23 protein-coding genes are annotated in these 22,796 nt (G+C 68.3%); 8 read left to right on the top strand and 15 right to left on the bottom strand.

Annotation, left to right across the window (positions count from 1 at the left end):
- Positions 1 to 8: 8 nt before the first annotated feature.
- A complete protein-coding gene (locus tag ACQCX5_RS08790) occupies positions 9 to 623 on the bottom strand; it encodes a response regulator transcription factor (protein WP_434541899.1) in 615 nt (204 codons plus the stop codon).
- A complete protein-coding gene (locus tag ACQCX5_RS08785; RefSeq protein ID WP_434541650.1) occupies positions 544 to 2,223 on the bottom strand; it encodes a sensor histidine kinase in 1,680 nt (559 codons plus the stop codon). The genes ACQCX5_RS08790 and ACQCX5_RS08785 overlap by 80 nt, the downstream gene beginning before the upstream one ends.
- Positions 2,224 to 2,286: 63 nt before the next feature.
- On the opposite strand from ACQCX5_RS08785, the gene ACQCX5_RS08780 reads away from it, so the two are divergent.
- The gene (locus ACQCX5_RS08780; RefSeq protein ID WP_434541649.1) at positions 2,287 to 3,036 is read left to right on the top strand and encodes a phosphoglyceromutase; all 750 of its coding nucleotides are present in this window, start codon (positions 2,287 to 2,289) and stop codon (positions 3,034 to 3,036) included.
- Between the two features lie 73 nt (positions 3,037 to 3,109).
- Here ACQCX5_RS08780 and phoU read toward each other — a convergent pair whose 3' ends face one another.
- Positions 3,110 to 3,778, bottom strand: coding sequence for a phosphate signaling complex protein PhoU (gene phoU / locus ACQCX5_RS08775; RefSeq protein ID WP_434541898.1), 669 nt, complete (start codon positions 3,776 to 3,778; stop codon positions 3,110 to 3,112).
- Positions 3,779 to 4,067: 289 nt separating this feature from the next.
- On the opposite strand from phoU, the gene ACQCX5_RS08770 reads away from it, so the two are divergent.
- Together ACQCX5_RS08770 and ACQCX5_RS08765 are read left to right on the top strand one after the other, a co-directional pair.
- A complete protein-coding gene (locus ACQCX5_RS08770) occupies positions 4,068 to 5,234 on the top strand; it encodes a sensor histidine kinase (protein WP_434541648.1) in 1,167 nt (388 codons plus the stop codon).
- 20 nt (positions 5,235 to 5,254) lie between these two features.
- Positions 5,255 to 5,932: a response regulator transcription factor gene (locus tag ACQCX5_RS08765; protein ID WP_434541647.1), complete on the top strand. Its 678-nt coding sequence runs from the start codon at positions 5,255 to 5,257 to the stop codon at positions 5,930 to 5,932.
- Between the two features lie 24 nt (positions 5,933 to 5,956).
- Here the strand turns inward: ACQCX5_RS08765 and ACQCX5_RS08760 are convergent, their stop codons facing one another.
- Positions 5,957 to 6,439 carry a hypothetical protein gene (locus ACQCX5_RS08760; protein ID WP_434541646.1) on the bottom strand — a complete coding sequence of 161 codons (483 nt, stop codon included), beginning with the start codon at positions 6,437 to 6,439 and terminating at the stop codon, positions 5,957 to 5,959.
- Between the two features lie 249 nt (positions 6,440 to 6,688).
- Between ACQCX5_RS08760 and ACQCX5_RS08755 the strand changes: the two genes are divergently transcribed.
- From ACQCX5_RS08755 to ispF, 3 genes are all read left to right on the top strand, one after another.
- Positions 6,689 to 7,174, top strand: a complete 486-nt coding sequence (locus ACQCX5_RS08755; protein ID WP_434541645.1) for a CarD family transcriptional regulator — start codon at positions 6,689 to 6,691, stop codon at positions 7,172 to 7,174.
- A gap of 180 nt (positions 7,175 to 7,354) precedes the next feature.
- Positions 7,355 to 8,113, top strand: coding sequence for a 2-C-methyl-D-erythritol 4-phosphate cytidylyltransferase (gene ispD, locus ACQCX5_RS08750; RefSeq protein ID WP_434541644.1), 759 nt, complete (start codon positions 7,355 to 7,357; stop codon positions 8,111 to 8,113).
- 5 nt (positions 8,114 to 8,118) lie between these two features.
- Positions 8,119 to 8,595 carry a 2-C-methyl-D-erythritol 2,4-cyclodiphosphate synthase gene (ispF, locus tag ACQCX5_RS08745; protein WP_434541897.1) on the top strand — a complete coding sequence of 159 codons (477 nt, stop codon included), beginning with the start codon at positions 8,119 to 8,121 and terminating at the stop codon, positions 8,593 to 8,595.
- A gap of 20 nt (positions 8,596 to 8,615) precedes the next feature.
- Here the strand turns inward: ispF and ACQCX5_RS08740 are convergent, their stop codons facing one another.
- Both ACQCX5_RS08740 and ACQCX5_RS08735 read right to left on the bottom strand, forming a co-directional pair.
- A complete protein-coding gene (locus ACQCX5_RS08740) occupies positions 8,616 to 10,019 on the bottom strand; it encodes a neutral zinc metallopeptidase (RefSeq protein ID WP_434541643.1) in 1,404 nt (467 codons plus the stop codon).
- 20 nt (positions 10,020 to 10,039) lie between these two features.
- Positions 10,040 to 11,194, bottom strand: a complete 1,155-nt coding sequence (locus ACQCX5_RS08735; RefSeq protein WP_434541642.1) for a neutral zinc metallopeptidase — start codon at positions 11,192 to 11,194, stop codon at positions 10,040 to 10,042.
- 173 nt (positions 11,195 to 11,367) lie between these two features.
- Between ACQCX5_RS08735 and ACQCX5_RS08730 the strand changes: the two genes are divergently transcribed.
- Complete coding sequence (locus tag ACQCX5_RS08730; protein ID WP_434541641.1) at positions 11,368 to 13,095, top strand: DUF2207 family protein; 1,728 nt, start codon at positions 11,368 to 11,370, stop codon at positions 13,093 to 13,095.
- Positions 13,096 to 13,268: 173 nt separating this feature from the next.
- Here ACQCX5_RS08730 and ACQCX5_RS08725 read toward each other — a convergent pair whose 3' ends face one another.
- Complete coding sequence (locus tag ACQCX5_RS08725; protein WP_434541640.1) at positions 13,269 to 14,708, bottom strand: glycine hydroxymethyltransferase; 1,440 nt, start codon at positions 14,706 to 14,708, stop codon at positions 13,269 to 13,271.
- Positions 14,709 to 14,786: 78 nt separating this feature from the next.
- Complete coding sequence (locus tag ACQCX5_RS08720) at positions 14,787 to 15,350, bottom strand: TetR/AcrR family transcriptional regulator (RefSeq protein ID WP_434541639.1); 564 nt, start codon at positions 15,348 to 15,350, stop codon at positions 14,787 to 14,789.
- Positions 15,351 to 15,452: 102 nt separating this feature from the next.
- Between ACQCX5_RS08720 and ACQCX5_RS08715 the strand changes: the two genes are divergently transcribed.
- Positions 15,453 to 16,124, top strand: a complete 672-nt coding sequence (locus ACQCX5_RS08715) for an NAD(P)H-dependent oxidoreductase (protein ID WP_434541638.1) — start codon at positions 15,453 to 15,455, stop codon at positions 16,122 to 16,124.
- A gap of 13 nt (positions 16,125 to 16,137) precedes the next feature.
- Here the strand turns inward: ACQCX5_RS08715 and rlmB are convergent, their stop codons facing one another.
- The 7 genes from rlmB to ACQCX5_RS08680 form a co-directional block, all read right to left on the bottom strand.
- The gene (gene rlmB / locus ACQCX5_RS08710; RefSeq protein WP_434541637.1) at positions 16,138 to 17,100 is read right to left on the bottom strand and encodes a 23S rRNA (guanosine(2251)-2'-O)-methyltransferase RlmB; all 963 of its coding nucleotides are present in this window, start codon (positions 17,098 to 17,100) and stop codon (positions 16,138 to 16,140) included.
- Between the two features lie 3 nt (positions 17,101 to 17,103).
- Positions 17,104 to 18,549: a cysteine--tRNA ligase gene (cysS, locus tag ACQCX5_RS08705; protein ID WP_434541636.1), complete on the bottom strand. Its 1,446-nt coding sequence runs from the start codon at positions 18,547 to 18,549 to the stop codon at positions 17,104 to 17,106.
- Positions 18,546 to 19,037 carry a DUF6326 family protein gene (locus ACQCX5_RS08700; protein ID WP_434541635.1) on the bottom strand — a complete coding sequence of 164 codons (492 nt, stop codon included), beginning with the start codon at positions 19,035 to 19,037 and terminating at the stop codon, positions 18,546 to 18,548. Before ACQCX5_RS08700 ends, cysS begins: the two co-directional genes overlap by 4 nt.
- Before the next feature lie 114 nt (positions 19,038 to 19,151).
- Positions 19,152 to 19,808 carry a response regulator gene (locus tag ACQCX5_RS08695; RefSeq protein WP_434541634.1) on the bottom strand — a complete coding sequence of 219 codons (657 nt, stop codon included), beginning with the start codon at positions 19,806 to 19,808 and terminating at the stop codon, positions 19,152 to 19,154.
- Positions 19,805 to 20,980 carry a sensor histidine kinase gene (locus ACQCX5_RS08690; RefSeq protein WP_434541633.1) on the bottom strand — a complete coding sequence of 392 codons (1,176 nt, stop codon included), beginning with the start codon at positions 20,978 to 20,980 and terminating at the stop codon, positions 19,805 to 19,807. The genes ACQCX5_RS08695 and ACQCX5_RS08690 overlap by 4 nt, the downstream gene beginning before the upstream one ends.
- Before the next feature lie 59 nt (positions 20,981 to 21,039).
- Positions 21,040 to 21,702, bottom strand: a complete 663-nt coding sequence (locus ACQCX5_RS08685) for a methionine ABC transporter permease (RefSeq protein ID WP_434541632.1) — start codon at positions 21,700 to 21,702, stop codon at positions 21,040 to 21,042.
- Positions 21,699 to 22,766: a methionine ABC transporter ATP-binding protein gene (locus tag ACQCX5_RS08680; protein WP_434541631.1), complete on the bottom strand. Its 1,068-nt coding sequence runs from the start codon at positions 22,764 to 22,766 to the stop codon at positions 21,699 to 21,701. Before ACQCX5_RS08680 ends, ACQCX5_RS08685 begins: the two co-directional genes overlap by 4 nt.
- Positions 22,767 to 22,796 lie beyond the last annotated feature (30 nt).

The raw sequence follows: 22,796 nt of genomic DNA, 5'->3' as shown, positions 1-22,796 counted from the left end.
AAAGGGTCTCAGACCAGTCGGTAACCCATGCCGCGCACGGTCTCGAACCGCTCGGCGCCCAGCTTCTTGCGCAGGTAGCGCACGTATACGTCGACCACGTTCGAGCTGGGGTCGAAGTCGTAACCCCACACGTTCGAGAGCAACTGCTCGCGGCTGAACACCTGGTTCGGGTGCCGCAGGAACGTCTCGGCGAGCGCGAACTCGCGGGCCGACAGGTCGACCGTGCGACCGTCGACGTCGGCGCGACGGGTGCGGTAGTCGAGGGTCAGCCCGTTGTGGCTGAGCGTCGTCGCGCTGGCGGCGTCTGCAGTTGACGATCCGGACGAGCTGCGCAGCCGCAACTTCACGCGAGCCAGCAGCTCTTCGAAGCTGAACGGTTTGGACATGTAGTCGTCGGCCCCGCCCTCGAGGCCGGCCACCCGGTCGGTTACCGAGCTGCGCGCCGTCAGCATGATCACGGGCGCCGCCACCCCCTGGCCGCGCAGCTTCTCGAGCACCTCGAACCCGTCAACATCCGGCAGGCCGACGTCGAGGATGACCAGGTCAAAGTTTCCGTGCACCGCGAGGGCGACGCCCTCCAGGCCAGAGGTTGTGGAATGGCTGGTGAACCCGGCGGCCGTCAGCCCCTTCGCGATGAAGCTCGCGATCCGCGCCTCGTCCTCGATGATCAGGATCGTGCTCATGGGTCCTCTCCTCGTCCGGGCCGGCATCGCCAGGGTCTTCATCGCCAGGTTCTTCATCGCCAGGTTCTTCATCGTCAGGTTCTTCGTCGTCGGACTGCGCGGGGCCGGCCCCGGCGGGCAGCGCGATCGTGAAGGTCGACCCGACGCCCTCGGTGCTGTCAATGCGCAGCTGGCCATGGTGCCCGGCCGCGATGGACTCCACGATACTGAGCCCGAGGCCGACGCCCTCAGCCCGTCGCGCAGCGCCGCTGCCCCGTGCGAACCGCTGCCGCACGAGGTCGAGTTCGTCCGCGGCGATGCCGACGCCCTCGTCGTGCACCCACAACCGCAGTTCGCCCCGCGTGACGGCGGTGCCCAGCCCGATCGCTGAACCGGGCTCGGAGTACTTGACCGCATTGGCGGCCAGCTGCAGCCAGGCCTGGGTGATGCGCACCTGGTCGAGCCAGAACTCACCCGGCGCCATGCCCTCGATCCGCCACGTGCGGGCACCCAGGGCCCGGGCCTTCTCGAACGTCGAATCAAGCAGCATGGCGAGGTCGGTCCAGCCGGGCTGGATGAAGTCAGGACGGTCAGCCCTGGCCAGCAGCAGCAGGTCGTCGACCAACTGGCCCATGCGGTCGAGCTCGTCGAGGGCCAACGACCTGGTGCTGGCCACGTCGTCCGGGTCGGCCGCATCGACCAGTTCGAGGTGCCCGCGCACGATGGTGATGGGCGTGCGCAGCTCGTGGCCGACGTCGTCGAGCAGCTTGCGTTGCCCGTCGACCGAGCGCTGCACCCGGTCGAGCATGCCGTTGATGCTGGCGGTGAGCCCACCCAGGTCGTCCCTCGTCAGCACGGGGATTCGTGTGGTTAGGTCGTCCTCGCCGATGGCTGTGGTGGTCTTGCGCAGTTGTTCGATGGGACGCAGCAGGCGGCCCACGAACAGCCAGATCAACACCGAGACCAGGGCGAGCGCCCCGAGGGCGACGGCCGCATACTGGCGCAACATCTGGTCGATCTGTTGCTGTTCCTGGCTCAGGTCGTGCACATGGATCAGCGCACCCTCGCTGGCGGTCTGCTGGTTCACGCCGGTGAACCTGACCGGCACCACCAGGTAGGCGAAGGTGCCCCGGCCGGTCTGCAACCGGCCCCGGCTGACGACCTCACGGCCCGCCAACGGCAGCAACGCGTCCATGAGTTCGGCATCGTCCTCGGGGCGCAGCGGCACCCCCTCACGCGACACCCAGCGCACCTGCCCCTCGACCACGGCGACCTGCCCCTCGGCAGGACCCAGCACGTTGCGTTCCAGAAAGGTGCGCAGCACCTCGGACGGACCCGTGAACCGTTCGCCGGTGGCGGGGTCGATGCCCGTCTGTGCAAGGATCTTCAGCTCCTGCTCGACACGGGTGAGGTAGCTGTCGACGCGGCTCACGGCCTGGGACTGCTGCAGGGCGAACAGCGTGAATCCCGACACGGCCAGTGCGAACGCCGTCAGCAGGATCACCACGGTGATGATGCGGCTGCGGATGGTTGCTCGGCTGCGCTCGGGACGGTCGGGCATGCCTGCCAGCCTATGTCCCAGCCTGTGTCCGCGCGCCGGGGATGGGCTCGATAGACTCCCGCCATGACCTCGAAGTTGATCCTGCTCCGCCACGGCGAGAGCGAATGGAACGCCAAGAACCTGTTCACCGGCTGGGTGGACGTCGACATCAACGAGAAGGGTGCCGGCGAGGCCGAGAAGGCAGCCGAGCTGCTGAAGGCCGAGGGTCTGCTGCCCGATGTGGTGCACACCTCGCTGCTGCGTCGCGCCATCCACACCGCCTACATCGCCCTCGACGGCTGCGACCGGCACTGGATTCCCGTCAAGCGCAGCTGGCGCCTGAACGAGCGCCACTACGGCAAGCTGCAGGGCCTGAACAAGACCGAAATCCGTGAGCAGTTCGGCGAGGAGCAGTTCATGCAGTGGCGCCGCAGCTACGACGTGCCGCCGCCGCCGATCGACGTCGACAACGAGTTCTCGCAGTACAACGACGCCCGCTATGCCGACATCCCGGCCGACGAGCGCCCGCTGACCGAATGCCTCAAGGACGTCGTGGCCCGCATGCTGCCGTACTGGGAATCGGACGTGAAGCCCGACCTGTCTGACGGCAAGGTGGTGCTGGTGGCCGCCCACGGCAACTCGCTGCGTGCGCTGGTGAAGCACCTGGACGGCATCAGTGACGACGACATCGCCGGGCTGAACATCCCGACGGGTGTGCCGCTGTACTACGAGCTGGACGACAACTTCGCCCCCGTGACCCCGGGCGGACGCTACCTCGACCCCGAGGCCGCTGCCGCCTCGATCGAGGCCGTCAAGAACCAGGGCAAGAAGTGAGCCTCGGCGCCTGACGCACACGCACAAGACCCCCGCAGCGCTGCTGCGGGGGTCTTGTGCGTGTGGGGACGGCTCAGAAGGTGTTGGGCCAGTTGGCGCCCTCGGGGGCCTCGCCGGTGAGCACCAGCACGATGCGGCGGCCCAGCGCGACGGCGTGGTCGGCGATGCGCTCGTAGTAGCGGCCCAGCAGGGCCACGTCGACGGCGGCCTCGACGCCATGGGCCCAGCCGTCGCCCAGCAGCACCTTGAACTGGTCGCGGCGCAGCTGGTCCATCTCTTCGTCCTCGTCGGCCAGCTTCAGGGCGCCGGCCGTGTTGCGCTCCGACAGGGTGGCGCTCGCAGTGGCAATCATCTCGCCGCCCAGTTCGGCCATCCGCTCGAAGTTCGGCACCAGCTCTTCGGGAACGGTGTGCTCGGGGTAGCGCAGGCGGGCGATCTTGGCGACGTGCGCGGCCAGGTCGCCCATGCGGGCCAGCTCGAACGTCATGCGCATGGCCGCGACGACGGTGCGCAGCTCGCCGGCGACAGGAGCCTGACGGGCCAGCAGCACGAAGGCACGGTGCTCGACGTCGTCGTGCATCGCATCGATCCTGGCATCGTTCGAGATCACCTGCTCGGCCACGGTGAGGTCGGCCCCCAGCAGCGCACGGGTGGCGTCCTTGAGGGCGGTCTGAACCAGGTCGGTCATGTCGACCAGAGAGGTGATGACGGAGTCCAGCTCTTCGCGGTAGTTCTCCCGCATCGGCTTCTGTTCGCTGCTCATCAGCATTCCTTCGCTCAGTGTCACGGGCGACGAGGCAACGTCGCCGAACAGTTCATGCTACATCGTGGCCAGTCGGCCCCAGGGGACGCAGGGGCAGACTGTGGCCAAACCTATGGGGGTCCGGCGTCGCCGTGGTGCTGCCACGGTGAACGGATGGTGAACAACACCTGAATCAGTGGGCTGTGGGCGCGTGCGCCGTGCTCGTGGCCGGCGACCCGGACGGAATCAGTCGGTCCGCGCAGTGGGTCTTCGGCAATACACTGTGCCCGTGAACTTCTGGCTCGGGCTCGGCATCGGACTCATCGTGGGCTTCGGCACCTGGGCCATCGTCGCAGGGGTACGGCGCAGCAGGGCCCGGCGGGCGACTGTGGCCCGCTATGGCGAAGTGCACCCACAACTCATCGCCATGATCGGCATGCTCAAGTCCGGCGGCATGGCGGTGGGGCCGCATGACGAGGTCATCCAGTCCAATGCCGCGGCGCGCTCGAACGGGCTGGTGAAGGGCGACCGCATCGCCCAGCCCCAGGTGCTCGAACTGGTGCGTGCCTGCCGTGCGTCCGCAACTGCGGCGACCACCGACCTCGAACTCAGCCGGGGTGCCGGTGCCCCGGTGCTGCACCTGACCGTGCGCGTGGCGCCGTTGGGTGGGGGAGTCGTGGTCGTGCTGATCGAGGACCGCACGCCACTGCTGCGCGTCGATGAAACCCGTCGCGACTTCGTGGCCAATGTCTCGCACGAGCTCAAGACGCCCATTGGCGCGATCGCGCTGCTGGCCGAGGCCGTGGGCGAGGCCGCCGACGATCCCGAGGCGGTGCAGCACTTTGCTGCGCGACTGTCGAAGGAGTCGAACCGCCTTGCCGACCTGGTCAGCCAGATCATCGAGTTGTCGCGGCTGCAGTCGAGCGACCCGCAGATCGGGCGCGACCTGGTGCCCGTGGCAGACATTGTCGAGGCCGCGATTGACCGTTCCCGCGAACTGGCGGTGCAGCGCCACGTGAGCATCGCGACCACCGGCGACGTGGAACTCGAGGTCGAGTGCGATCCTGTGCGCATCACCGATGCCGTGGCCAACCTGTTGCAGAACGGCATCGTGTATTCCGATGAGGGCAGTCGGGTGGCCATCAGCTACCGCAAGGTCAGCGATTCGGGCGACGACTACGTCGAGATCGCGGTCGCTGACAACGGCATCGGTATCAAGCCCGAGGAACAGCAGCGCATCTTCGAGCGGTTCTACCGCGTCGACTACGCCCGGTCGCGCCGTAGCGGCGGCACGGGCCTCGGATTGTCCATCGTGAAGCACATCGCGGCGATCCATGGCGGTACCGTGAACGTCTGGAGCCTGCCGGGGCAGGGCTCCACGTTCACGTTGCGGCTGCCGTATGTCACCGCAGAGGCCGACGAACGCCGGGGCGCCACCGTGGCGCCCCGCGGTTGAGCGCGGCAAGGGGAGAAGGAATGGCCAGGATCCTGATCATCGAGGACGAGCAGTCGTACCGCGAGGCGACCGCCTTCATGCTGAGGCGTGAGGGCTTCGAGGTGGCCGAGGCCGAGGATGGTGCCACCGGCCTCGCGGAGTTCGACCGCAACGGCGCCGACCTGGTGCTGCTCGACCTGATGATGCCCGGTATGCCGGGCACCGAGGTGTGCAGGTTGCTGCGCCAACGACGCAACGTCGCCGTGATCATGGTCACCGCCCGCGACTCCGAGGTCGACAAGGTCGTGGGTCTCGAACTCGGCGCCGATGACTACGTCACCAAGCCGTTCAGCCACCGCGAGCTGGTGGCCCGCATCCGTGCGGTGCTGCGCCGCGGCACCGATTCCGACCTGGCCCCGGATGTCGTCGAGGGCAACGGTGTGCGCGTCGACGTGGAACGCCACGAGGTGTCGGTCAACGGCTCGCCGGTGCGCCTGGCGCTGAAGGAGTTCGAACTGCTCGAACTGCTGCTGCGCAATGCCGGACGCGTGATGACCCGCGGCCAACTCATTGATCGCATCTGGGGGGCCGACTACGTCGGTGACACCAAGACCCTCGACGTGCACATCAAGCGGCTGCGCTCAAAGATCGAGGATGACCCGGCCAACCCGGTGCTCGTGGTCACCGTGCGGGGGTTGGGCTACAAGTTCGAGGGCTGAGGCCCAAGGGGGGTGCCGACCAGCTCAGGAGTTGGTCGGCTGCGGGGTGTAGTCGGGGTTCTCGTTTGAGACGATCGGCACGACCACGGTCGTGGTGCCGCTCTTGTCGAACGTCAGGGTGAGCTTGGCGGTGAGTCCAGCCTTCAGGTCGGGCGAGGTGGCCACGAGGTTCTGCGGCGTGAGCGGCACCAGCTTGTTCGACGGGATCGCCACCCGCGCGTCAGGGAAGGTCAGCGCGCCGAGGTCGTTGAAGGACGAATCCTGCGCCGTGCCCTTGACCGAGGTGAGCGTGTCGGCCTCGGTGCTGACGATCGAACCCGTCAGGTGGGCACTCTGGCCGTCGAGCACCAGCACCAGGGCGCGGGCCTTCACCTGGCCGGCGTCGGCATTCACACCCACCCCGGGGGTGTACGGCTGGGCCGTGAAGGTGCTGACGCAGCCACCCAGGGCGACGACCGCAGCCAGGCTCGCCGCAGCCGCGACGGTGCGGATACGTGTGGTGACCATGTGCAACTCCCTCTCGTGCGGTGCCCCGCTCGCGCAGGGGCAGCGACCGGCGACGCCGCGTCACGGGTAGACTAGCGAAAACACCGCTGCTTGGGCACGCCCGGCACTCAGGTGGACGGTTTGCGGGTCTGGGCGGGGGCACACAAGTGCGGCCGTGTCAAGGGTGCCAGTGGCGTCTGGCTAGCGCGAACAGATGGGACTACTCCGGCGAGTCGTGCTAGAATTGGCACCCGAAAGGGGTATTAGCTCATGACGTTCACGGTCGGCGAAACGGTGGTCTATCCCAATCATGGGGCGGCAGTCATCGAAGACATTGAAACCCGCCAGATCAAGGGGGAGGACAAGCTCTACCTTGTACTGAGGATCATCGGTCAGAACGACCTGGTGGTGCGTGTCCCCGCTTGCAACCTCGACCTCGTGGGTGTCCGCGACGTCGTTGATGCACAAGGTCTCGAGCGCGTGTTCAGCGTGCTTCGTGCGCCCCATGCGGAGGAACCGACCAACTGGTCGCGTCGGTACAAGGCAAATCTCGAGAAGCTGCACTCGGGCAACGTGCTCAAGGTGGCTGAGGTCGTCCGCGACCTCTGGCGGCGTGAGAAGGACCGCGGGCTGTCCGCGGGTGAGAAGCGGATGCTGGCGAAGGCTCGCCAGATCCTCGTCTCGGAACTCGCACTCGCCGAGAAGGTTGAGGAAGAGCGCGCAGAAGTGCTGCTCGACGAGGTGCTCGCCTCCTGACCAGGTACTCCTGGCAGCGGTTCGCACACCAATAGCTGGAATTCTACGAACCCGTCCCGCCTCGCAGATCGCGAGCGGGGCGGGTTCTTCACTGCCGCCACCCGGGTCCGGTGGCGCCGCCACGCGTCCCCGTGGCGCTGCCATGCCCGCGCGGGCGTCGTCCGGTGGAATAATCGGCGCGTGCAGAAAGAACCCGTTGTCGCCATCATCGTGGCCGCCGGGCTGGGCACCCGTTACGGCGGCCCGACCCCGAAGACCATGCTCAAGCTCACCAACCGGGCCGTGATCTACATGTCGGTCGAGGCGATGGCGGCCGGTGGCTGCACCCATGCCGTGGTGGTGGTCAAGCCTGACCTCGAAGGGCAGGTGCGGGCCCACCTGGCGGGCTCCCCGATCCCCATCACGATCACCACGGGTGGGGCCAACCGACAGCAATCGGTGCACAACGGGCTCAAGGCGGTGCAGGCCGACCCGGTGCTGGGCCGGGCAGGGGTCGTGCTGATCCACGATGCCGTGCGCCCGATGGTGCCCGCCTATGTGGTCGAGGACGTCATCAACCACGTGCGCGGTGGCGCGGCAGCGGTGCTGCCGGCCGTGCCGGTGCGCGACACGATCCGGATGATCAGTGAGGACGAGCAGTCGAGCACCGTGGTCGACCGTGAGCGACTGCGCGCCGTCCAGACCCCGCAGGGCTTCGCGCTCGACATCGTCGCGAAGGCCCACAACCACGCTGCCGGCAGCGGTGAGCCCTTCACCGACGACGCCTCGATCGTCGAGGCCCTGGGCCACACGGTGGTGATCGTGCCCGGGTCACACATGGGCATGAAGATCACCGAGCCAGCAGATTTCACCGTGGCCAAGGCGCTGTGGAAAGTACGGGCCTCGTTCGGGCACCACTCGGGCAAGCGCATCCAGCGGCTGTGGAAGCGCGACCGGTGACCGGGCTGCCCCGCACCGGCATCGGGGTCGACGTGCACCGGCTGGAACCCGGCGTGCCCATGCACTGTGCTGGCCTGTTCTTCCCGGACGAACCTGCCGGCCTGTCGGGCCATTCGGACGGCGACGTCGCCTGTCATGCCGCCTGTGATGCATTGCTGGCGGCGTCCGGGTTGGGTGACCTGGGCAGCAACTTCGGCACCTCGAACCCGGAATGGTCCGGCGCGGCAGGGGTGGCTTTCCTGGCCGAGACCGCCCGGCGCGTGCGCGCAGCGGGGTTCGAACTCGGCAATGTGTCGGTGCAGGTGATCGGCAACCGCCCCCGCATGGCGGGTCGCAGGGACGAAGCGCAGCAGGTGATGGCCGAGGCGTTGGGCTGCCCCGTGAGCGTGTCCGCCACCACGACCGACGCGCTCGGGCTCACCGGCCGGGGCGAGGGTGTGGCGGCGGTGGCGTCTGCGCTGGTCGTGCCGCTGGCAGGCTGAGGATCAGGACGAGGGGGTGATCACGCCACCTGGTCGTCGGGCACGGTGTAGGAGTTGCACGACCCGACGGTGGTGTGGGCCAGACCGGTCTGCGCCCAGTTCTTGCGGGTCGCCATCTTGGGATGGGTGCTGAGCCGGTCCTTGCCGTCGCGGTCAGAGCCGATCGCCTCGAAGCTGCGCACGATGGTGCTCTTGTCGTCATCGGTGAGCCCGATTGACTGCTGGGTGGCGTTCCAGAACATCGTGGCGAGGCAGTCGGCCTGGGCCTCGTTGCGGCGCACGTAGCGGTAGGCGTCCGCCTTTTCCTTCAGCGGCTTCACGGCGGCATTGCGCGCCGGGATGATGCCCGTGCGCCCCTGGATGGCGTGGCCGAATTCATGGGCCATCACCGATTCGACAACCCATGCCTTGCCCCGCAGGTCGCTGGGAAAGATGGTGTGCACGTCGCTCGCGAAATACAGGTTCTGGTCATTGCCGCAGAACATCGCGTTCTTCATCTGCATCTTGCCGCACGCGGTCTGCTTCGGTGTGTCCATGACGTACACATTCGGGCGGGTCGCGGTGTAGCCGGCCGCTTCGATCGCGGGCCCCCACACCCGCAGCAGGCAGTCGAGCTGCGCGTTGAGGTTCGTCTTCCACTCCTCGTCCGAGGCGGCTGCCCAGTCGAAGGGTTTGATGTCACAGCGCACCGGCGTGTTGACGGTGACCTCATAGAACTTGTTCTTCTCGAGCCAGGTGTCGACTTCGGACGACGGGGGGCTCGGCATCGCCGGGGCCTTGCCGGCGACGACCGGCAGTTGGTAGTCCTCGTTCTTGTAGCCACCGGTGGTCTCGGTGCCGCCGCGATTCTGCAGGTAGGACACGCCACCGAGCACCGCGACCAGTGCCACGACGCAGACGATGACAACCGGCAGCACCGACTTCTTCCGGGGTTGCTGCTGGGGTTGGTAGCCGTGGTAGGGGGCGCCGCCATAGGGCCGGGGCTGGCCGTACTGGCCGTAGGGCTGGGGCTGCTGGCCGTAGGGCTGGGGCTGCTTGCCGTAGGGCTGGGGTTGGCCGTAGGGCTGGGGCTGGCCGTACTGCGGGGGCTGCTGGCCGTAGGGCTGGGGCTGCTGGCCGTAGGGCTGGGGCGGGCCGAACTGCGGGGCCGGCTGGCCGAACTGCGGGGCCTGCTGGCCGAACTGCGGGGCCTGCTGGCCGGGCGCGAAATCGGGGCGCAGCTGCGGCTGCTGCTGCAACGAAGCGTGCACGGGCTGCCCCACGGGTCCCGGCTGCGCCTGCCCAGGCGTCCAGCCGGCTGGTGGCTGACGCCGCCACTGGGACTGCGTGCCGAAACCGCTCGACTGGCGCCCCGTGGCGGCGCTGCCACTGGCGCGTCGCACCGTTTCGTCGGCGGGTCGGGGTGGCTCGTGGTTGCTGGTCACCTTTCCACAGTAACCCGCGGTCAGATCACCTCATCGTCGGTGGCCGCCCAGGTGCCACACACGCCCAGGGGAGTGGAGTCCCAGCCTCGGGTCGCCCACATCCGACGGTTCTGTTGGTAGGGGTGGGTGCTCTCGGGGGTGGGCGTGGAACGTCCCAGGTTGCCGAACACGTTGAGCACCGTGGTCTTGCCCTCGGCGCCAAGATTCAGCGACTGCTCGACCGAGCGGAAGAAGGCCCCGCTGAAGCAGTCGGCCTGGGCCTCGGTGCGCTTCACCTGGAAAGTCTGTGCGGTTTTGGTCTCGGCCTGTTCATACTTGGCGCCGCGCGCCAGCAGGATGGCGGCGCGGCCCTGGAGCGCGTGGGCGAACTCGTGGGCCATCACGGCCTCGAACACCCAGGGGCCAGTGGCCACCTGCTCGGGGAAGATCGTGGGCAGGTCGGTGGCGAAGTAGATGTTCTGGTCGTCCTTCGCGCCGCAGTACTGGGCATTTCCCATCTCGGTCTTGCCGCAACCGTTCTGCATGGGGCTGTCATAGACGAAGAGCTTGGGGCGCACCACGGTGTATCCGGCCGCCTCGATGCTCGGCCCCCAGACCCGCAGCAGGCAATCGAGCGTGGCGTCGAGGCGCTGCATCAGCGCTTCGGGGTCGGCGGCAAGCCCGGGGGCCGGCGCAGCAGTGAGCTCGCAACGCACCGGCACCGGCAGTTCCTGGTCGTAGAGCTTGTTCCTCAGCAACACGTCCTCGACATCGCCGTAGGTGATCCGGGGAAACGGGGGCGGGCTGTCCGGGGCGGTCGGGACCTTGTAGTCCTCGTTCTTGTAGGTGCGCTGGGGGTTGACGACCGGCCCGTCGCCGCCCCTGTCTGACAGCAGTGCGGTGACACCCAGCACGGCCACGAGGGCGACGACGCAGACAATCACCACCGGAAGCACCGACTTCTTCTGCGGTGGCTGCTGCTGGGGTCGCCAACCGCCGGGCTGGAGCTGTTGTTGGGGCGGGCCCCACTGCGGCTGTCCCCACTGCTGCTGGGGGCGCTGCGGTTGGCCGAACTGCGGTTGGCTGAACTGCTGCTGACCCCGCTGCGGGTTGCCCCACTGCGGGTTGCCCCACTGCGGCTGCCCGGGGTGCTGGGGGCGCTGCCCCGGCCAAGGGGATGGATGCTGAACTGACACGTGGACTCCAGCTGGTGAGGGGACGGCGGAGCGGCCGATGCCTGGGTGGGGACACCCGGGGCCAATCCATAACACGGTAACCATAGGTGACGCAGGGGGTCTGCCGATAGAGCCGCTGCTGTGGAATAGTGGCCGACAGCGCACGTCATTCTCCACCCGCAGGAAGGCGACACATGTCCAACCCCTCGACCCACACGCGGCCGTCGACGCTGCCGCGCGTGCTCACGGCCCTTGCCCTGGGCCTTGCGCTGCTGCTCGGTCCCGCCGCACTGTCCGCCCATGCTGCCGATACCGCCAAGTCGTATGCAGTGGACGCGAAGCTCGATCCGTTCGGCACCCTGAGCGTTGAGGCCACCGTCACGCTCGGGGATGCGCCGCCTGCACAGCTCGTCCAGAAGTTTGACACGCGGCGTTCTGCCGGCACGTCGAGCTATTACGAGTACGAGATCACCGGGCTCAAGGCCACCGCCGAGGGCACCGACCTGGGTGCCAGCGTCACCGATGAGGACCGGCAGAAGATCATCACCATCGACACCGCCAAGGCGGCGGGCAAGCCGATCGTCATCAGCTATTCGGTGGTGGGCGCGGTGCACGCCAACCCGAAGGCCGACCAGCATGAGGCCACCACGACGTTCGCCTGGTATTTCCTGCAGGGCCTCAGCGTCGGTGTCGAAGAGGTCAGCGGCACCATCGCCTCAGCGGCGCCGACCTCGTGGATCGACTGCCGTGCGGGCAACCCGGTTGCTCCCGGTGCCTGCACCAACTGGCAGGCCGGAACCCACGATGCGCCGATGCCAACCTTCAACGACGGGCCCCGCGGCGCAGGTGAGGTCGTCATGCTGACCTTCATCACCCCGGCGAGCGCGCTGGCCGCCAACGAGAAGATCGGCCACGACTGGAGCTTGGACAGGGCCTTCACCGTCAGCTGGCCCACCGCGCTGGCCGCGCTGGGCGCACTGCTGCTCGGTGGCCTGGCGCTGTGGGGCCTGCACCGGCGCGCCGGTCGTGACGTCGCTGCCATGAACCACCCGACGATGATCGCCGAGTTCAGCCCGGTGGCCGAGGGTGAGTCGGAGTTCGCGATGGTCACCGATGTGCGCCCCGGTCAGATCGGCACGGTTGCCGACGAACGGGTCGACCCCGTTGACGTGACCGGCACCCTGCTCGACCTGGCGGTGCGGGGTCACCTGCGCATCGTGCAGCTGCCCGTCGGCGAGCACGCGCCGATGGACTGGTCGTTCACCAGGCTCGGCGGGGGTACGGGCGAGCTGCGGCCCTATGAAAAGACATTGCTGGACGCCGTGGCGCCCGCCGAAGGGGACCCCATCAAGGTCTCGGGCATCGCCGAGGCCGTCGGCCCCGTCGTCGACACGGTGCAGGATGAGCTGTACGACGACGTCGTGGCCAGCGGCTGGTTCGACAAGCGCCCCGACACCGCGCGCAACACCTTCGTGATGGCCGGTTGGATCGCCCTGGTCGTGGCGCTCGTGGTGCTGGGACTGTTGGTGGCCTTCACCGAGTACGGGCTGGTGGGACTGGCGCTGGTGGTCATCGCGGTCGGGCTGCTGTGGGTCTCACAGCAGATGCCGCGCCGCTCGGCCCGCGGTTCAGAGCTGCTGGCCGGTCTGCACGGCTTCGCCTCGCTGCTGCAGCACCACCGCACCGACCAGATGCCGAAGGGTCGTGAACTCAGCGAGATCTCACAGCTGCTGCCCTATGCGGTCGTGCTCGGCGGCAAGGACCGCTGGATCCAGGCGTTGGTTGCGGCCGACGGGGACGACGAGGCCGACTCGACGAAGCTCGACTGGTACCACGCGCCCGCCGACTGGCACCTGCACCACCTGCCGGCGTCGCTGGACGCGTTCATCACCGCCGTCCAGGGCAGGTTGTTCTCGCGCTGAACTGCCTGCGGGGGAGGACCCCCTGCACCCCCCGCGCTGAACTGCCTGCGGGGGAGGCCCCCTGCACCCCCCGCGGGGTCAAACCCCTCACTGCCCCTGAACGAAACATTTGCCCTGGCTCCGGAGCCAGGGCAACTGTTGCGTTCAGGGGCAAACCGGCAGGCGGCAGCCCCTCAGAGCTCGAGGCCCGGGTACAGCGGGTGCGCGTCGAGCAGCTCGGCGGCGGCAGCCTTCGTCCGGTCGGCAACCCCATCGGCGAGCACATACTTGGCCTTGCCCGGTGCGCCGGTCGAGGTGGCGGCCGGGGTGGTGTTCGACAGCACGTCGACGATGAGCTCGGCCACGCGGTCGAAGTCATCGGCGCCGAAGCCACGGCTGGTCAGGGCCGGGGTGCCCAGACGGACGCCGCTGGTGTACCAGGCTCCATTCGGGTCCTGCGGGATCGAGTTGCGGTTCGAGATCACACCGGCATCGATCAGGGCCGACTCTGCCTGGCGACCGGTCAGACCGTAGCTGGTGACGTCCAGCAGCACCAGGTGGTTGTCGGTGCCGCCGGTGACCAGGCGGGTGCCGCGCTTGAGGAAGCCGTCCGCCAGCGCCTTGGCATTGTCAGCCACGTTCTGGGCATAGGTCTGGAACTCGGTCGTGCGGGCCTCGGCCAGCGCCACGGCCTTGGCGGCCATCATGTGGGCCAGCGGGCCGCCGAGCACCATGGGGCAGCCGCGGTCGATGTCGGCCGCGAACTCCTTGGTGGCGAGCACCATGCCGCCGCGGGGGCCGCGGAGCGACTTGTGGGTGGTGGTGGTGACGACGTGGGCGTGCGGCACCGGGTTCTCGTCCCCGGTGAACACCTTGCCCGCGACCAGGCCGGCGAAGTGCGCCATGTCGACCATCAGCACGGCGCCGACGGAATCGGCGATCTCACGCATCCTGGCGAAGTTCACGCGGCGGGGATAGGCCGAATAGCCGGCAACCAGGATGAGCGGCTTGAACTCCTTGGCCGAGGCAGCCAGGGCGTCGTAGTCGATCAGGCCGGTCTCGGGGTCGGTGCCGTAGGAGCGCTGGTGGAACATCTTGCCCGAGATGTTGTGGCGGAAGCCGTGGGTGAGGTGGCCGCCGGCATCGAGCGACATGCCCATGATGCGCTGTTCGCCGAAGGCACGGCGCAGGGCCTCCCAGTCCTCTTCGGTGAGGTCGTTCACCGTCTTGGCGCCGACCTGCTCGAGGGCGGGGGACTCGACCCGGTTGGCCAGGATCGCCCAGTAGGCCACGAGATTGGCGTCGATGCCCGAGTGGGGCTGCACATAGGCGTATTCGGCGCCGAACAGTTCGCGGGCATGCTCGGCAGCGACCGACTCAACGGTGTCGACGTTCTGGCAACCGGCATAGAAGCGGTGGCCGACGGTTCCCTCGGCGTACTTGTCGCTGAGCCACGTGCCCATGGTGGCGAGCACCGGCAGCGACGCGTAGTTCTCAGAAGCGATCAGCTTCAGCGAACCTCGCTGGTCGGTCAGTTCCTGGCGGGTGGCATCTGCGATGCGCGGCTCGGTGCGGCCGACGACGTCAAGGATGGTCTTGTAGGCGCTGGCCAATTCAGCATTCACGTTCGACACGGGTGCTCCTCGGGAGTGGTTGTGTGGGGTCAATCTACCGCGCTGCGGCGGGCCGGCGCTCGCCTGATTTGGGGGTGGTCAGCCAAACAGCACGGCGATGGACGCCATGCATTGCTCGCGGGTGAGGTGCCCGGCTCGTCCCAACTCGGCAATGCCGTGCGCCGCACCCCACATCGCAGACGCCGAGGCCTCGACCTGGTCGGGGGAGTATGCCGGGTGCAGTGCCCGGGCAATGTCGGCGACCAGTTGTTCCTCGCGGGCGATCAGCGGCGCCATCGTCTCGGTGGGCCGGCCCGGCACGCAGATGGTCGGGTCATAGATGGCAGCGAAGGCATGGGGGCGGGTCAGGGCGAAGTCCACGTAGTCCTCGGCCACCGCGCGGGCCCCGGCGCGTGGGTCGGGGTGGGCGTCGGCGACCCGCAGCTGCCGGGCCAGCAGGTCGGCCATCGACCGTTCCGCCAGCACCTTCAGCAACTGGGTGCGATCGCCGAAGTGGTGGTACGGCGCGTTGTGGCTCACGCCGGCGCGGCGGGCCACCTCGCGCAGGCTGATCGCCTGGGCGGGTTGCTCGTCGAGCAATTCCATCGCCGCGACTTCGAGTGCGTGGGCAAGGTCACCGTGGTGGTAGCTGGATCTTGACACCCGCAACATCCTAGGCGAAGCTGGTCGTGCGCACATCTGGGCAATGCCCACATTCTTGACAGTGCCAACATGTTGCACGATCTCGCCCGAGGAGAACTGACCATGACCACGCTCATCATCGACGGCCACCCGAACCCGGACTCCCTCTGCGCGGCGCTCGCCCGCAGCTACCACGCCGGCAACCCCGACGCCATGCTGCTCGCCGTGCGCGACCTGGACTTCGCTGCCGACCTGGCCCATGGCATGACCCGCACCCAGCGCGATGAGCCCGATGTGCTGCGCGCGCGTGAACTGATCGAGGGGGCCGCACGCATCGTCGTGGTCACCCCGACCTGGTGGTCATCGATCCCGCCCATGCTGAAGGGCTTCTTCGACCGGGTCTTCACCCCGGGCTGGGCCTACCGCTACAACAAGCTGCCGCTCGGGCTGCCGGGTGGTGCCCCCGAGGGGCTGCTGTCAGGACGACGCGGTCGCGTGCTGATCACCTCGGACACTCCCGCCTGGCTGCTGCGCCCGACCGGTGACCACGCGGCCCGCATGCTCAAGAACCACGTGCTGGGCTTCTGCGGCATCGCCCCCGTGCGGGTCACCCGGTTCGGGGGCGTGCGGTGGACGACGCCCGAGCAGCGACAGGCGTGGCTCGACCGGGCCATGGAGCTGGGGCAAGCCGACGCCGCCCGCCAATTGCCCGCACCCGCGCCGAAGCCGCAGGCGATGCCCAGTGCCGACGTCGAGCAGGTGTCCGCACTCGAGGCCCAGCACGCGGGGGTGTGAACCCCGACCGGCGTCAGCCGCGGCAGCGGTTGATCTCGTACAGCGCGATCGACGCCGCGACCGAGGCGTTCAGCGATTCGACGTCGCTGCTGATCGGGATCGAGACGAGGTGGTCGCAGTGCTCACGCACCAGCCGCGACAGGCCCTCACCCTCAGACCCGATCACCACCACCAGGGGGCCGTCCACCCCGGGGATGCCTGCGACGTCGACGTCACCTTCACCGGCCAGGCCGACGATCGTGAAGCCGGCCTTGGCGTAGGTCTCGAGGGCCCGGTTCAGGTTGGTGGCCATCGCCACGGGGATGCGCGCGGCGGCACCCGCCGACGTCTTCCACGCGGCCGCGGTCATCGATGCCGAGCGGCGTTCGGGAATGACCACGCCGTGCGCACCGAATGCTGCCGCCGAGCGGATCACCGCCCCGAGGTTGCGCGGGTCGGTGATCTGGTCGAGGAACACGACCAGTGCTTCGGAGCCCTCGTCGTCCAGCGCATCGGCGAGCACGTCGTCGGGGTGGGCGTACTCGTAGTTGGGCAGCTGCAGCGCCACGCCCTGGTGCAGTGCGCCGCCGGTCAGCCGGTCGAGCTCGAGGCGGTGCACCTGCATCATCGGGATGGTGTGTTCAGCCGCGAACTTGAGGATGTCACGCAGTCGGTCGTCACGCTCGGCGCCGTCGGCGATGTAGGCAGTCTTGACGGGCAGCCCGGCCTGCAGCGCCTCGAGCACAGGGTTGCGGCCCGCGACCCATTCCGGGCCGGCGCCGGGGCGGCCCTTGCCGCCGGAAGTGGTGCGTGCCGGACGGCCGGTGGCCCGCTTGGCCGCAGCCTGCTTGGCCTTGTAGGCCTTGTGGTAGGTGCGCTCCTCGGCCTTGGGGGTCGGGCCCTTGCCCTCGAGGCCGCGGCGCACGCGCCCGCCCGATCCGGCCGTGCGGCCCTTGCCCTTGGTGGTTGCGCCGCGGCGTTGGCTGTTTCCGGCCATGTGTCAGTTCTCCAGTTCCCACCGCGCACCCTGCGGGGTGTCGGTGATCTTGAGGCCAAGCCCGGCCAGGGTGTCACGGATGCTGTCGGCCGCCGCCCAGTCCTTGCGGGCCCGCGCGTCGGCGCGCTGGTCGAGCAGCGCGGTCACGAGCCCGTCGACCACCGGCTCGAGGTCGCTGGATGACGCCGCCTTCAGGTGTGCCCATTCCGGGGCGTCGGGGTTGAGCCCGAACACGTCGAGCATGCGCCGCACGGTCGCGGCATGGTCGGCCACCGCCTGCGCGTCACCCGCGGTGATCGCCTTGTTGCCCTCGGTCACGGCGGTGAACAGGGCCGCCACGGCACCGGGCGTGCCCAGGTCGTCGTCCATGGAGGACGTGAACGCGTCCCACTGGGGGGTGTCGTTGCCAGTGCCCGCAGTGCCCTCGCCGAGCACCTCGGCCGCCCGGGCCAGGAACGAGTCGATGCGCTCGATGGCCTTCGTGGCCTCGTCAAGTGAACCGCGGGTGGCCTCGTCCGAGGGTGAGAACTCGATCATCGATCGGTAGTGCGGCGCGAGCAGGAAGAATCGGACGGCGCGCGGGTCGTACTGCTGGGTGACCTCGGTGACCTTCGCGGTGTTGCCGAGCGACTTGCTCATCTTCTCGCCGGCCATCGTGACCCAGGCGTTGTGCATCCAGTACGTGGCGAACGGACGACCCACAGCCTGCGACTGGGCGAGCTCGTTCTCGTGGTGCGGAAAGCGCAGGTCGATGCCCCCACCGTGGATGTCGAAGGCATCGCCCAGGTATTTGCCCGCCATCGCCGAGCATTCGATGTGCCAACCCGGACGACCGCGCCCCCACGGGCTGGACCAGCAGGCGGTCTCGGGCTCGGTGGTCTTCCAGCCCTTCCACAGGGCGAAGTCGCGCGGGTCACGCTTGCCGCGGGGGTCGGCGTCGGCCGCATCCTCCATGTCGTCGACCTTCTGGTGCGACAACTCGCCATAGCGCGGCCACGACTTCACGTCGAAGTACACATCGCCCGACTCATCGGGGGCGGCATAGGCGTGGCCACGCTCGATGAGCGTCTCGATGAGCTCGACCATCTCGGGGATGTGCCCGGTGGCGCGCGGCTCATAGGTCGGCGGCAGGCAGCCGAGCGAGGCGTATGCGGCGTGCAGTTCGTTCTCGAACTCGTACGCGTGTGCCCACCAGGGCACACCCCGCTCGGCCGACTTGGCCAGGATCTTGTCGTCGATGTCGGTCACATTGGCGACGACGGTGACGTCGTGGCCCGACTGGGTCAGCCACCGACGCAGCACGTCGAAGACGACCTCTTTGCGAATGTGGCCCAGATGGGGCGAGGACTGCACGGTCAGGCCGCAGTGGTAGATCGAGACCTTGCCCTCGACGAGGGGTCGGAAGTCATGCACCTGGCCGGATGCCGAATCGTACAGTCGGAAGTTCACCGTGCCAGTCTAGGGCCAGACTGTCGCGGCCATGCCCAGGCGGAGCGCAGGATGAAGGCCAGCAGCATGAGTTCCAGCGCGACGCCGAGCAGGTAGAAGTACATCCAGGGCTGTCCGAGTTCGCCCACTGCGTTGAATGCCGCGAAGGGAATCTGGATCGAGCCGACCACGAGGTTGGCGATGCGGTTGGCCCTGACCGGCAGTGTGAGCGACAGCCAGACCATCAGGATGGGGACCGCCAGCAGCGTCAGCGCCGTGATCGCCCAGGTCTGGGTGATGTCGAACTGCCAGACGATGCCGGCGAGGATGTCATCGACGACACCGGGCTTGTACAACGCGAGGATGTCGACGTAGATGTAGAAGAACATGAAGCTCGCCCACGCGGCAGCGAGCTTGGCCTGCAGCGGGATTGTCTGCTGCGGCGGGGCGATGGTGTCGGCGGCGATGGTGTCGGCGGCGGTGGTGGTTGCGGTGGGGGGTGTGTTCATCATGCATCCACGATCCCTGCGCCCGGGGGCCGTGCACATCAGCCCCGGAGTCCGGTCGCACCCGGCCATCGGCACGGCTGGTCCTCATCCTTTCGGCTGGTGGTTCGGCGGTGATCACGTCCTGATACGCCCGGTCTCGTAGGCCCACATGGCGATCTCGACCCTGTTGCGGGCGTTGAGCTTGCGCATCAGGGCTGCGAGGTGGGTCTTGACGGTGCTGAGGCTGATGTGCAGGTCGTCGGCGATCTCAGTGTTGGTCCAGCCCCGGGCCACCGGGATCAGCACCTGCTCCTCGCGACTGGTCAGCGGTTCAAGGGGCTGGACGGGCGGTGCTGCGGCGTCGCTGCGGGCGAAGGCAGCGAGCAGCCGCGCGGTGATGCTCGGGGCAATCAGGGCGTCGCCCTGGGCGGCCGCATGGATGGCCTGGGTGAGCAGGGCCGGGCCGGCGTCCTTGAGCAGAAAGCCGCGTGCACCGGCCTTGAGTGCCCCGTGCACGTACTCATCGAGGTCGAAGGTGGTGATGACGACGACTGCCAGCGGGTCCTCGACGCCCGGGCCGGCGAGCAGGCGGGTGGCGGCGATGCCGTCGAGGCCGGGCATACGGATGTCGAGCAGGCAGACGTCGGGCCGCAGCCTGCGCGCCAGTGTGACTGCCTCGTGTCCGGTGCTGGCCCGGGCGACGACCTCGATGCCGGGTTGGGCATCAAGGATCATGGTGAGTCCTGCGCGGACGATGTCCTGGTCGTCGGCGATGAGGATGCGGATCGTCATGCGGATGACCCGAGTTTCGGAAGTGCGACGGGTTTCGGAAGTACCGCGTCGACCGTCCAACCGCCCCGGGTGGCGGGTCCGGCACGCAGGCTGCCGCCCAGCACGGTTGCCCGCTCGGTCATCCCCAGCAACCCGTAACCCCCACCGGTACCGACGGCGGTGCCCACTTCGCCATCATCGTGCACGGTCAGGCGCACCTGGCTGCCCTCGTCGCTGATGTCGATGGTGACCCTGGTTGCCCGGTTGGCGTGCCGCCCCACGTTGGTGAGCGCTTCCTGGGTGATTCGGTAGAGGGCGGTGCCCACCGAGGGGTTGAGGCCCTCGAACTCACCGGACAGGCGCACGTCGACCCGCAGCGGCCCGGCAGCGGTGGCGGCGAGGCGGGCGATGTCGGCCACGCCCGGCTGCGGGGCGAGGTCAGGTTCACTGCCGTCCCGCAGGGCCCCCACCATGACGCGCATCTCGTCGAGCGTGCGCGTCGCTGATTGCTCGATGATCTCGAGGGCTGTCAGTGCACGCCCCGGATCGGTGGCTGCCGCGATGCGTCCGGCCTGGGCCGTGATGGCAATGGCCGAGACGTGGTGGCCGACCGTGTCGTGCAGCTCGCGTGCCAGGTCATTGCGCTGGCGCAGTTTCGCCTGGTCGATGTCGCGGCTGCGGGCCCCCGCGTAGTAGCGGACCAACGCGCCCAATGCGGCCGAGAACAGGAAGAACCCGTACCCGGCCACCACCTCGGCCACGCCCAGCGGCTCGCTGACATCGGTGACGACCAGGGTCAGGCCCAGCCAGGCAAGGATGAGCCCCAGGCCGAGCGTGGCCTCACGGCCTGACCCCCAACGGAACAAGGCATACGGCAGCAGCAGCACCGCCGCCACGCTGTTGAGCGCGGTCACGTCGACCCACAGCAGCCGGGCGACGTCGAACGCGGCCAATGTGCCGAACGAGACGGCGACCGCGGCAAGGGGGTGGGTGCGCCGCCACCAGACGCACACTGCCACCACGATGCTGACGCCGAATGCCAACGGGCGCCACGCCTCGTCCTCGCGCAGCGCCACCTCGACGACCGACCAGATCAGCACCGCGGCCACCAGCACCCAGTCCCGCCACACGCGGGCGGGCGATGGGCCGGGGCGGGGTTCGTCCCACAGCGACTCGAGGGCGGTCATCGCCATGGTCACAGTCTAGGCAGGGGCGCACCCGTGCGGATCGGCCGAAAGTACGACGAGCGGGCTCAGCGGTGCTGGGACTTGCGGGCCAACCAGTTGCCGAAGAACTGGACGATCTGCACGAACACCACGATCACCAGCACCGTGATCCAGGTGATCGCCCAGTCGAAACGTTGGTATCCGTACGAAAGGGCGAAGGCGCCCAGACCGCCGCCCGCGACGATGCCGGCCAGCGCCGACATGTCGACGATCGCGACGAACAGGAACGTGTAGCCCAGGATCAGTGGCGCCAGCGCCTCGGGGATCAGCACGGTGCGCACGATGCGCCACGTCGAGGCGCCCATCGAGCGGGCGGCCTCGACCACACCGGGGTCGATCGAGATCAGCGACTGTTCCACGAGGCGTGCCGTGGCCATCGAGACCATGATGCACATCGGGAAGAGGAAGGCATTGGTGCCGATGCTCGTGCCCACCACGGCCAGCGTCAACGGGCCCAGCGCGGCCACGAAGATGATGAACGGGATCGGCCTGAAGAAGTTGATGATCACGTTCAACACGTTGAACACGACACCGTGCTGCAGCAGGCCACCCTTGCGGGTCAGGTAGAGCACCAGACCGAAGACCAGACCGATCACACCGCCCACACCGAGCGCCACGGCCACCATGTACAGGGTGGTGAAGATGGCCTCGACGAACACGTCGCCGTTGGTGGCGAAGTCGAACTTCATCGCTGGGCCTCCCGGTAGCCGGCCGCGTCATGTTCCTCGACATCGGTGAAGTCGCGCAGCAGGCCCAGGGCGTGGTCGATGTCATCGTCGGTGCCGGTGAGCGCGAACGTCAGCGAGCCATAGGGCCGGTCGGTGATCTCGACGATCGAGCCATAGACCAGGTCGGCGCGCACGCCGGCCTCGTCGAGGGTGTGCACGACGGTGCGGCCACCCGTGTCGCGGTCGCGGATCGTGACCGTCACGAGTCGTCCGCTGTAGTGGTGCGAGAGCCGTTCGAGCGTCTTCTCGGTCGGGCGGTCCTTCAGGGATGTGTTCACGAACCGGCGGGTGGTCGGGTGGGTGGGGTTGCTGAAGATGTCATAGACCTCACCCTGTTCGATCACCTTGCCGGCCTCCATCACCGCGACGCGGTGGCACAGGTTGCGCACGACGTCCATCTCGTGGGTGATGATCACGATGGTCACGCCGAGTTCGCTGTTCGCGCGGCGCAGCAGGTCGAGCACCTCGTCGGTCGTCTGGGGGTCGAGGGCCGAGGTGCACTCGTCCGCGAGCAGGATGCGCGGGTTGGCGGCCAGCGCGCGGGCGATGCCAACGCGCTGCTTCTGGCCACCGGAAAGCTGGGCGGGGTAGGCCTTCGCCTTGTCGGACAGGCCGACGAAGGCCAGCAGTTCGGCGACGCGCGCGTCGCGGGCGGCCTTGTCCCATGACCTGTTCTTGGCGTTGACGATGTGCAACGGGTAGGCGACGTTGTCGGCCACGGTCTTCGACGAGAACAGGTTGAACTGCTGGAAGATCATGCCGATGTCATGGCGCACGGGCAGCAATTGCTTCTCGCGCAGCGCCGAGACCTCGTGGCCGTTGACCGTGAGGCGCCCCGAGGTCGTCGGCTCGAGGCCGTTGATCAGGCGCACCAGCGTCGACTTGCCGGCCCCCGAGAATCCGATGACGCCGAAGATCTCGCCCGGGTAGATGTCGAGGTTGACGCCGTTGACGGCGTGCACATTGCCCGAGGCAGCCTCGAAGCGCTTGTGCACGCCGTCAAGCGTGATGATGGGTTCCGTCATCAGGGACCTTGTCGGATCAGGAGCTCGAGC

It is taken from the genome of Aestuariimicrobium sp. G57, assembly GCF_050110855.1.
Classification (GTDB): Bacteria; Actinomycetota; Actinomycetes; order Propionibacteriales; family Propionibacteriaceae; genus Aestuariimicrobium.
Note: the sequence above shows the minus strand (reverse complement) of the source record. Positions and strands in the feature narration are given on the sequence as shown.

Excerpts from the sequence above, each read along its gene's own strand:
- ACQCX5_RS08690 (WP_434541633.1), bottom strand. The coding sequence starts at position 20,980 with ATGGCGATGACCGCCCTCGAGTCGCTGTGGGACGAACCCCGCCCCGGC.
- rlmB (WP_434541637.1), bottom strand. The coding sequence starts at position 17,100 with ATGGCCGGAAACAGCCAACGCCGCGGCGCAACCACCAAGGGCAAGGGC.
- ACQCX5_RS08715 (WP_434541638.1), top strand. The coding sequence starts at position 15,453 with ATGACCACGCTCATCATCGACGGCCACCCGAACCCGGACTCCCTCTGC.
- ACQCX5_RS08730 (WP_434541641.1), top strand. The coding sequence starts at position 11,368 with ATGTCCAACCCCTCGACCCACACGCGGCCGTCGACGCTGCCGCGCGTG.
- ACQCX5_RS08695 (WP_434541634.1), bottom strand. The coding sequence starts at position 19,808 with ATGACGATCCGCATCCTCATCGCCGACGACCAGGACATCGTCCGCGCA.
- phoU (WP_434541898.1), bottom strand. The coding sequence starts at position 3,778 with ATGCGGGAGAACTACCGCGAAGAGCTGGACTCCGTCATCACCTCTCTG.
- ACQCX5_RS08780 (WP_434541649.1), top strand. The coding sequence starts at position 2,287 with ATGACCTCGAAGTTGATCCTGCTCCGCCACGGCGAGAGCGAATGGAAC.
- ACQCX5_RS08760 (WP_434541646.1), bottom strand. The coding sequence starts at position 6,439 with ATGGTCACCACACGTATCCGCACCGTCGCGGCTGCGGCGAGCCTGGCT.
- ACQCX5_RS08680 (WP_434541631.1), bottom strand. The coding sequence starts at position 22,766 with ATGACGGAACCCATCATCACGCTTGACGGCGTGCACAAGCGCTTCGAG.
- ACQCX5_RS08765 (WP_434541647.1), top strand. The coding sequence starts at position 5,255 with ATGGCCAGGATCCTGATCATCGAGGACGAGCAGTCGTACCGCGAGGCG.
- ACQCX5_RS08755 (WP_434541645.1), top strand. The coding sequence starts at position 6,689 with ATGACGTTCACGGTCGGCGAAACGGTGGTCTATCCCAATCATGGGGCG.
- ACQCX5_RS08785 (WP_434541650.1), bottom strand. The coding sequence starts at position 2,223 with ATGCCCGACCGTCCCGAGCGCAGCCGAGCAACCATCCGCAGCCGCATC.
- ACQCX5_RS08700 (WP_434541635.1), bottom strand. The coding sequence starts at position 19,037 with ATGAACACACCCCCCACCGCAACCACCACCGCCGCCGACACCATCGCC.
- ACQCX5_RS08685 (WP_434541632.1), bottom strand. The coding sequence starts at position 21,702 with ATGAAGTTCGACTTCGCCACCAACGGCGACGTGTTCGTCGAGGCCATC.